This is a genomic window from Sphingomonas sp., assembly GCF_048594985.1.
Lineage (GTDB): Bacteria > Pseudomonadota > Alphaproteobacteria > Sphingomonadales > Sphingomonadaceae > Sphingomonas_I.
In genome coordinates this window covers 1-1,506 of record NZ_JBMDXG010000193.1, presented here as the reverse complement: position 1 = coordinate 1,506, position 1,506 = coordinate 1, and the positions used below count along the sequence as shown (strand labels likewise).

2 protein-coding genes are annotated in these 1,506 nt (G+C 68.7%); one reads left to right on the top strand and one right to left on the bottom strand.

Going from position 1 to position 1,506, the window contains the following annotated elements; translation table 11 throughout:
• Positions 1-636 (bottom strand): NAD(P)/FAD-dependent oxidoreductase (locus ACOJSF_RS07430; RefSeq protein ID WP_420141578.1); only part of this gene is annotated, 636 nt, incomplete at its 3' end.
• Positions 637-718: 82 nt separating this feature from the next.
• On the opposite strand from ACOJSF_RS07430, the gene ACOJSF_RS07425 reads away from it, so the two are divergent.
• Positions 719-1,342 carry an alpha-ketoglutarate-dependent dioxygenase AlkB family protein gene (locus ACOJSF_RS07425; RefSeq protein ID WP_420141577.1) on the top strand — a complete coding sequence of 208 codons (624 nt, stop codon included), beginning with the start codon at positions 719-721 and terminating at the stop codon, positions 1,340-1,342.
• The last annotated feature ends 164 nt before the right edge of the window (positions 1,343-1,506 follow it).

The following is a 1,506-nucleotide window of genomic DNA, read 5'->3' as shown; positions in this document are numbered from 1 at the left end:
GATGCCGATCGAATACGCCTGCGGGTCGCTGTCCTTGTCCAGGGCGAAGCGCTTCACCAGCCGCTTGGTCAGGTGGCCGCGCGCGCCTTCGGCCAGCACGGTGACCTTGGCGCGGATGGCGATGCCCAGCGTGTAGCCGGGTTTGTGGCTGCCATCCTTGGCGATGCCCATGTCGCCGATGCGCACGCCGATGACCTTGCCGTCGTCGTCATGCAGCGTTTCCGCAGCGGCGAAGCCCGGATAGATCTCCACGCCCAGCGCTTCGGCCTGCGGCGCCAGCCACGCGCACATCGCGCCGAGCGAGACGATGAAGTTGCCATGGTTGCGCATGCCCGGGGGCACGATCGGGAACTTGCGGCCGCCGTCCTTGCTGAAGTACCAGAACTCGTCGTCCGCAGCGGGCCCGCAGACCGGCGGCGGATTGTCGCGCCAGCCGGGCAGCAGTGCGTCGAGCGGCTGCGGTTCGATCACCGCGCCGGAGAGGATGTGCGCACCGATGGTGCTGGCCTTCTCGATCACGCAGACCGAGATCTCGGGATTCAGCTGCTTGAGCCGGATCGCGAACGCCAGGCCCGACGGCCCCGCGCCGACGGTGACGACGTCGTACTCCATCACATCGCGTTCGACATCGGACATCGGGCTTGCTCCAGCATGGCGTTAGGCTCCGGGCATTTTCGGGGTTTGCGCGGGATGGGGCAAATCCGCGAGCATCGCCGACATGACCATACCCCTGCCGCTCGCTGCGAATGGACACGGCACGGCGCTTCCGGGCGCGCATCTGGACTATCGGCCCGCGTGGCTGGCCGGTGCGGAGGCCGATGCGCTGTTCGATGCATTGCGGGCGACGCTGCCGTGGAGCGTGCACCGCATCCGGATGTTCGGCCGCGTGGTCGATTCGCCCAGGCTGAGCGCGTGGGTCGGCGATGCGGAAGCGGTGTACCGCTACTCGGGCACGGACTTCACGCCGCATCCGTGGACCGCCGCTCTGTCCGGTCTGCGGCTGCGGCTGCAGGATGAACTCGATACCCCCTTCAACAGCGTACTGGCGAACCTGTACCGCGACGGACGCGATGCGATGGGCTGGCACAGCGACGACGAGCCCGAACTCGGACCGCAGCCGGTGATCGCTTCCGTCAGCCTGGGCGCCGCGCGCCGCTTCCTGCTCAAGCACCGGCAGGATCCGGCGCTGCGCTCAGCGTTGACGTTGCCGCACGGCAGCCTGCTGGTGATGGCGGGCGATACGCAGCGGCATTACCGCCACGCGCTCCCGCGCACGGCCCGACCGGTGGGGCCACGCATCAACCTGACGTTCCGCTGGATCGATCCGGCGCGCCGTCGCTGACGCGCCACCCGGTTCAACGTGCGGGGTTGGGGTCGCTGTTGCCGGATACCAGTACCCAGCCCGCGATGTCGGCGGTCGCCGCTTCCAGCGCGTCCTCGAAAGCGATCGCCACCTGTGCCACGTCGACGCTGTCCGCCGGCTTCTGCTGCAGGAACGTCCGCGAC

Bases quoted from the DNA above. Each gene is read 5' to 3' on its own strand.
- ACOJSF_RS07425 (WP_420141577.1), top strand. From the start codon at position 719: ATGACCATACCCCTGCCGCTCGCTGCGAATGGACACGGCACGGCGCTT.